This window comes from Corallococcus sp. AB049A, from assembly GCF_003668885.1.
GTDB classification, from domain to species: Bacteria; Myxococcota; Myxococcia; order Myxococcales; family Myxococcaceae; genus Corallococcus; species Corallococcus interemptor.
Genome location: NZ_RAWL01000450.1, coordinates 1 through 6,805, shown reverse-complemented (window position 1 = coordinate 6,805; position 6,805 = coordinate 1). Strand labels below are relative to the sequence as shown.

Below are 6,805 nucleotides of genomic sequence, written 5' to 3'. Positions count from 1 at the left end.
GTGGGGTGGGGCGCTCGCGGTGCTGCTCGTGGGGCTGAGCGCGCCGGTGCTCCTCTTCGCCGGACGCACCCTGTCCGAGTCCTTCTCCGCGTCCTTCCTCCTCGTGGCCATGGAGGCCCTGGACCGGCCGGACACCGGCGTGGCCTCCCGGGTGCGAAGGGCCGGGCTCCTGGGCGGCCTGGCCCTGGGGCTCGCCGTGGTGACGCGCTACCCGTCCGCCCTCTTCGTGGTGGCCGCGCTCGGGTGGCTGGCCGTGGCCCGCAGGTGGCGGCTGCTCGCCTTCACCTGCGTGGGCGGACTGGTGGTCGCCGGGGGCCTGGGGCTGCTGGATTGGGCCACCTGGGGCCAGCCCTTCCACTCGTTCCTGGCCTACGTGGACTACAACGTCCTCTCCGGGAAGGCGGCCGCCGCGTTTGGCGCCTCACCGCCGGACTTCTACTGGGAGCCGCTGCTCCAGGCCGTGCCGCTGTGGGCCTGGGCGGCCGTGCCCCTGTCGCTGAAGCCCCTGGTCCGCTTCCGCGCGCTGTCCCTGCCGCTCACCTGCGCGGCCGTCTACACCGCCGTCCTCCTGACGACGCCGCACAAGGAGGAGCGCTTCCTCTACCCGGGGCTGGTGGTGGCGCTGCTCGCGGCCGCGGCCCAGCTGGCCGCCTCCATCACCACGCTCCCCCGGCAGGGCCCGAGGAACGGGGCGGCGGTGCTCGCCCTGGCCCTGGGCTTCCTGCACGGGCGGGGCTTTCCCTCCAGCGACCTTCGCGCGGACCAGTTCCGCGCCATCGTCCGGGCCACGCGGGGGGACGCGACGGGGCTGCTCATCGTCAACGAGGGGCTGTGGGGCTCCGGGGGCTTCTTCTACATCGGCAAGAACATCCCCTGGCGCACCTGCGACTGGCCCCACGACGCGGCCTTCCAGGCCTCCATCCGGGACCGCGCCTTCAACCGCGCCGTCACCTTCGAGGGCCGGGCCCTGCCGGAGCTCCAGGCCGCCGGCTTCCGCGTCGTCCGCGAGGTGGGGCGCGAGACCATCCTCGCCCGCGACTGAAGGGGGCGTCAGGGAGGACGGGCAGGGGAGGGCAAGCCCGCAAAGCCGAAGCGCCGGCATCCCCGGAGGGATGTCGGCGCTTCAGGTGAAACAGAACGGCCGGGACACACGCGGAAGTACGCTACCGTTGCTTCCTTCCGGACCTGGCGGGGTTCGCGCCCCCACGTTGTCCCGACCACAAAATCGCTACTTCGAAGCTAACAACGGAGAGGGTGGGATTCGAACCCACGATACCCTTTCAGATATGCACGCGTTCCAGGCGTGTGCCTTCAACCGCTCGGCCACCTCTCCAGAGACTTTGGAGCGGAGAGCGTAGGATTCGAACCTACGGTACCGTTGCCGGTACGCCTGATTTCGAGTCAGGTGCCTTCGACCACTCGGCCAGCTCTCCAGATATTCAGTTTTCACGTCGCTTCGCGCGCAAGCGCTCGAAGAACGTCTTGAGAAGCTGGCGACTGTCGTCCGCCAGGATGCCGCTTGTCACCTGAAGCCGGTGGTTGTGCCGGGGCTCTTCCACCAGGTTGTACAGCGAGCCGACCGCGCCCGCTTTCGGGTCCATTGTACCAAAGACGAGTCGGGTGACACGAGACTGAACCAGCGCACCGGCGCACATCGCACACGGTTCCAGCGTCACGTAGAGGGTCACCCCGGAGAGTCGCCACGCATCGCGAGCTTTCGCTGCGGCCGCCAGCGCGAGCATCTCAGCATGAGCAAAGGGGTTTCGGTCGCATTCACGGCGGTTGTAGCCCGTGCCCACGACGTTTCCGTCCAGCACCGCCACAGCACCCACCGGAACTTCACCGAGTGAAGCCGCTTCCCGCGCGAGCTCTAAAGCCTGCTGCATGAAAGCGATGTCGTCACTCATGTTACGTGCGCGCCAAAAGAAGAAGTGGCGCTCCCTGGAGGATTCGAACCTCCGGCCTTCGGATTCGTAGTCCGACGCTCTATCCAGCTGAGCTAAGGGAGCATTTCTTCCGGCTGCTGCTTTACATCAAGTGGCGGAGAGAGAGGGATTCGAACCCTCGATACCCTTTCGAGTATGCAGGTTTAGCAAACCTGTGCCTTCAGCCTCTCGGCCATCTCTCCAACTCTTCTCTGTCAAAGAACCACGAAACTCAAGCTCAAAATCGGAGGCGGTAGGATTCGAACCTACGGAAGGCTTTCACCTTCTGCGGTTTTCAAGACCGCTGCCTTCAACCGCTCGGCCACGCCTCCACAGCAGGTGCCGCTCGGTTCCCGGCGGGCCAACCGCGCCCGTGGGGCCGCCCTTCTACATCATTTCTTCCGCGTGGCAAGCGAGATGTTGGCCCCTTTTTTTACGTCGGGGGCCCCATCCGCCTGACTACAGGGGGCGAAGTTCCTTCAGCCCGCCCATGTACGGCACCAACGCCTCCGGGATGGCGACGCTTCCGTCCTCCCGCTGGTAGTTCTCCAGGATGGCGATGCTCGTGCGCCCCACGGCCAGCCCGCTGCCGTTGAGGGTGTGCACCATCTGGGGCTTGTCCCCCTTCTGGGCGCGGAAGCGGATCTTCGCGCGGCGGGCCTGGAAGTCGCCGCAGTCCGAGCAGGACGAAATCTCGCGGTACGCCCCCTGGCCGGGCAGCCAGACCTCGATGTCGTAGGTCTTCCGGGCGCCAAAGCCCATGTCCCCGGTGCACAGCAGCATCACGCGGTGGTGCAGCCCCAGGCGGCGGAGGATGTCGCACGCGTCGTCCGTCATGGCCTCCAGCTCCTCCAGGCTCTTCTCCGGCTGGGAGAACTTCACCAGCTCCACCTTGTGGAACTGGTGCTGGCGGATGAGGCCGCGCGTGTCGCGCCCCGCGGCGCCGGCCTCCGCGCGGAAGCACGGGCTGAAGGCGCAGTAGCGGATGGGGAGCTGCTCACCCTCCAGGATTTCGTCCGCGTGGTAGTTCGTCACGGGGACTTCCGCGGTGGGGATGAGGAAGCGCTCGGGGTCGCCGGACGTCTTGAAGGCGTCGTCCTCGAACTTGGGCAGCTGGCCGGTGCCCATCATCGTCTCGCGCAGCACGAGGTAGGGCGGCAGCAGCTCCGTGTAGCCCTTGGACGTGTGCACGTCGATCATGAACGTGACGAGCGCGCGCTCCAGCCGGGCCAGGGCGCCCTTGTAGAAGGTGAAGCGGCTGCCGGACACCTTCGCGGCGCGCTCGAAGTCGAGCATGCCCAGGGACTCGCCCAGCTCGAAGTGCTGCTTGGGCGTGAAGAGCAGGTGGGGCTTCTCACCCCAGGTCTTCACCTGGACGTTCTCATCCGCGCTGGTGCCCAAGGGGACGGACTCGTGGGGCACGTTGGGGATGACCAGGAGGATTTGATTGAGCTCCTCCTCCACCTGCTTGAGGCGGGACTCCTTCTCCTTGATCTCCTGGGAGACGCCGCGCAGGTCGCCGCGCAGCTTCTCCAGCGCGGCCGGGTCCTCCTTGGCCTTGCGCTTCATCTCGTCGTTGGCGGCGTTGCGGCGCGCGGCCAGCGCCTCCATGGAGACATAGAGGTCGCGGCGCTCGGTGAAGAGCGCCTGGAAGGGGCCCAGGTCCAGGCTGCCGCCCCGCGTCTTCAGTCGGGCGACGACCGCATCGAAGTTCTGCGCAACGTTCCGGAGGTCCAGCATAGGGGCCCGCCTTGTAGTCATCCCGGGCGTGGGCCGGCAAGGCTCACCACGCACCGGGTGCTCAAGGCCGGACGCCCGGAGGGGTTGGGTCAGTGTTCGAGGTCGTAGATTTCGTCCTCGATGTCCTTCTTGTCCGCCGCGTCCGGCTTCTTCTCCAGGTACTCCTTGAAGGCCGTGATGGCGTCCTTGCGCTTGTTGCGCTCCTTGTAGGCGAAGCCCAGGTAGTAGAAGGACTGCGCGTTGTCCGGCTCGGCGGTGGTGGCCTTCTTGTACCAGTCGATGGCCTTGGCGTACTGGGCCTGCTCGGTGAAGGCGCGCGCGACCTTGTAGTAGACGTACGTGAGCTTCGGATCCGCCTTGAGCGCCGCCTGGTAGCGGCGGACGGCGTCGTCCCAGCGGGCGGCGCTGAAGAGCACGTCACCCATGGCGCCCAGCACCCGCGTGCGCTGCGGATCCGCCTTGAGCGCGGCCTCGAAGGAGGCGATGGCCTCGTCGAACTCGGAGCGCTCCAGGTGGGCGTGGCCCAGGGCCTCGTGGGCGTCCGCGTACGTGGGCTGCAGCTCCACGGCGGCCTTCCACTGCTCGATGGCGTCCGGCAGCCGCTTCGCGTCGCGCAGGATGACGCCGTACGCGTAGTGGTAGTCCGGGCGCTTGGGCGCGCGGTCCACGGCGGTCTTCATGCTGTCGAGCGCCTGGGTGTACTCGGAGCGCTTCGCGCGCACGAGGCCCAGGTAGTAGAGCGCCTCGTGGTTGGACGGCTCGTTGCGCAGCGCGAGGCCCAGGTTGCTCTCCGCGCCGGCCAGGTCTCCCTTCTCCAGGAGCACCGCGCCCAGGGTGATGGGCGTGGTGGTGGAGCGCGGGTCCTCCGCCTTGGCCTTCTCCAGCTCCGCGGCGGCCTCGTCCAGCCGGTGCAGCCGCCAGAGGACCAGGCCGCGCTGCAGCCGGCCGTCCTTCAACAGGTGCGGGTCCAGCTCCAGGGCGCGGTTGGCCTCCGACTCCGCGCGGGAGGCGTCGCCGTTGAGCAGCGCCACGCGGGACAGGCCCAGGTGGGCGTCCGCCAGGTTGGGGTCCAGCTGCACGGCGCGGTCGAACTCCTGCTGCGCCAGCAGGCTGTTGTTCTCCGACAGCGCCAGCTCACCCAGGCCCGCGTGCACGCCCGCGTGCTCCGGCGCCTGCTGCGCGGCGGCCTCCAAGAGGCCGCGCGCGTCCGCGTTGCGGTGCTGGCGCAGGTACAGGCGGCCCAGGTACAGGCCCGCGTCCACCAGCTTCGGGTCGGCGGCGGTGGCGCGCTTGAAGTGGCCTTCGGCCTCCGAGGGCTTGTCGAGCGCGTCCTCGATGCGGCCGTAGAGGTACGCGATGCGCGCCTCGTTGGGGAAGCTCTTGCTGGCGGCCTCCACGGCGGTGAGCGCGTCCTGCATCTTGCCCGTCATCACCAGCGCGGTGATGTGGCCGTCCACGAACTCCAGGTTGCCGCTGTCCTCCTTCGCGAGCGCCTCGTAGAGCGGCAGCGCGCCGTCGTACGCGCGCTGCGAGCGCAGCACCTGGGCGAGCTGCGCCTTGATGAAGGCGGAGTCCGGGTTGTCCTTCAGGGCCTCCTTCAGCTCGGCTTCCGCCTCCTTGGGCTTGAACTGCTGGAAGAGGGCCACGCCCTTGAGGCCGCGGGCGCGCGCGCGCTCCGCGGGCCCCAGCGCGTCCTGGAGCTTCAGCGCGCTCTCCACGGCCTGGGCGCCCTGCTCGATGTTCGACTTGCGCACCAGCAGCTCCACCGCGGCCAGCTCCACCGCGGAGGCGGCGTGCTGCGGATCCGCGGCGAGCGCGTCCGCGTAGGCCTTGGCGGCCTCGTCCGCCTTGCCCTGCGCCTGGTACAGGTTGCCCAGCGCGTGGTGGGCCTTGGCGGACTTCGCGTCCTTCTCCAGGATCTTGGTCAGCATGGCGACGGCGTTGGGGATGTCCCTCTGCTGCGCGTAGGACTCCGCCAGGAGGAAGGCCAGCTCCAGGTCGCCCTGGTTGTCCTCGCGGATGGAGGCGTCCTGCAGGCGGGCCTGCACGTCCGCGGCCTTGCGGTTGGTGATGGCGATGGCGGCGGTGGTCTTGATGACCTCCACGTTCTTCTCACCCAGCAGCTCGATGGCCTCCATGTGCCGGGTGTTGCACGCGGTGAGGTCGGAGCGTTCGCCGTCCGCGTAGCGGCGCTGCAGGTAGGCCACGGACTGGCACCAGAGGGCGCGGACCTCCGGGTACTCGCCGTTGGCCAGCACCTGGGCGCTCTTGGCGCGCGCCTCCTTGTAGCTGGCGTAGGTGTCCGCGAGCAGGCCCTTGCGGGCCTCGTCGACGAGCTTTGCCTCGGCGGAGCCGGCGGACACGCGGGCCGGGAAGAACTTGTGGCGGCCGAAGGCGCCGTAGCGGCTGGCCTCGAAGCTGGCGCCGGTGCCCAGCACCAGCACCGACACGCCCGCGGCGATGAGGACCGGCAGGCGCTTCTTCCACTTGGCGTCCGCGGCGCTGCGGTCCACGACGGACACCGCGGCCATGCGGCCTTCGTAGAGCTGGCGCAGCCGCTCCATGCTGGCCTGGGGGTTGGCGGGATCCGTGGCGCCCGCCGCGTCCGGCGCCGGCGCGCCCGGGGTGGCCGCGAGCGGCACCGCCTTGGCCGGGCCCTCCATCAGCCGCTGGATGGCGGCGGCGAAGACGGGCACGGTGCCAATGGCGGACCACGCCTCCGAGTCCGGCGACACGTCCTCGTTGCCGAGGAGCTGGCCGTCCTCGAGCATCTTGACGATGACGCCCTCCTCGAAGGGGCCAAACATCTTCCCGGAGCGGCGGCGCACGTGGAAGCGCTTCACCGGCGCGCGGCCACCGGTGTCCTTGCCGGCGCTGTCGTCGATGAAGCTGAGCATCTCCAGGCCGTCCGCGGGGCCCGAGGCGGGCGGGGGCGGCAGCGGCGCGGAGAGGTCCGCTTCCAGGTCATCCACGGGCGCGGCGGTGGGGTCGAACTCCAGCGCGTCCGGCAGGCCCGTGGCCGCGGAGGCCGGGACGGGGGCGGGGTCGCCGAAGTCCAGCTGGAAGTCCGGAGCGGGCGGCGCGGCCGGGGCCGGCGGCGACGTGAAGTCCACCGCGAACGGATCATCCATGGGCACGGG

The 6,805-nt window shown here is 69.3% G+C and carries 4 protein-coding genes, 5 tRNA genes and 1 other RNA gene; 1 reads left to right on the top strand and 9 read right to left on the bottom strand.

The genetic code is table 11. From position 1 onward, the window contains the following. A partial coding sequence (locus tag D7X55_RS33140; RefSeq protein WP_121725151.1) for a mannosyltransferase occupies positions 1–1,042 on the top strand: 1,042 nt, incomplete at its 5' end. A gap of 89 nt (positions 1,043–1,131) precedes the next feature. Here the strand turns inward: D7X55_RS33140 and ffs are convergent. From ffs to D7X55_RS33095, 9 genes are all read right to left on the bottom strand, one after another. Then, an RNA gene (ffs, locus tag D7X55_RS33135) (signal recognition particle sRNA small type) lies at positions 1,132–1,224 on the bottom strand. Between the two features lie 22 nt (positions 1,225–1,246). Further along, positions 1,247–1,333, bottom strand: a tRNA-Ser gene (locus tag D7X55_RS33130). 13 nt (positions 1,334–1,346) lie between these two features. Further along, positions 1,347–1,433 (bottom strand) — tRNA-Ser (locus D7X55_RS33125). Between the two features lie 6 nt (positions 1,434–1,439). Next, positions 1,440–1,907 (bottom strand): tRNA adenosine(34) deaminase TadA, encoded by a 468-nt coding sequence (gene tadA / locus D7X55_RS33120; RefSeq protein ID WP_120552978.1) that lies wholly within the window; start codon positions 1,905–1,907, stop codon positions 1,440–1,442. Positions 1,908–1,932: 25 nt separating this feature from the next. Then, a tRNA-Arg gene (locus tag D7X55_RS33115) sits at positions 1,933–2,009 on the bottom strand. A gap of 29 nt (positions 2,010–2,038) precedes the next feature. After that, positions 2,039–2,128, bottom strand: a tRNA-Ser gene (locus tag D7X55_RS33110). A 42-nt stretch (positions 2,129–2,170) separates the two neighbouring features. Next, positions 2,171–2,257, bottom strand: a tRNA-Ser gene (locus D7X55_RS33105). A gap of 127 nt (positions 2,258–2,384) precedes the next feature. Next, the gene (gene serS / locus D7X55_RS33100) at positions 2,385–3,665 is read right to left on the bottom strand and encodes a serine--tRNA ligase (protein WP_120552979.1); all 1,281 of its coding nucleotides are present in this window, start codon (positions 3,663–3,665) and stop codon (positions 2,385–2,387) included. Between the two features lie 89 nt (positions 3,666–3,754). Then, the coding region (locus D7X55_RS33095) for a tetratricopeptide repeat protein (RefSeq protein ID WP_121725150.1) at positions 3,755–6,805 on the bottom strand (3,051 nt) is incomplete at its 5' end.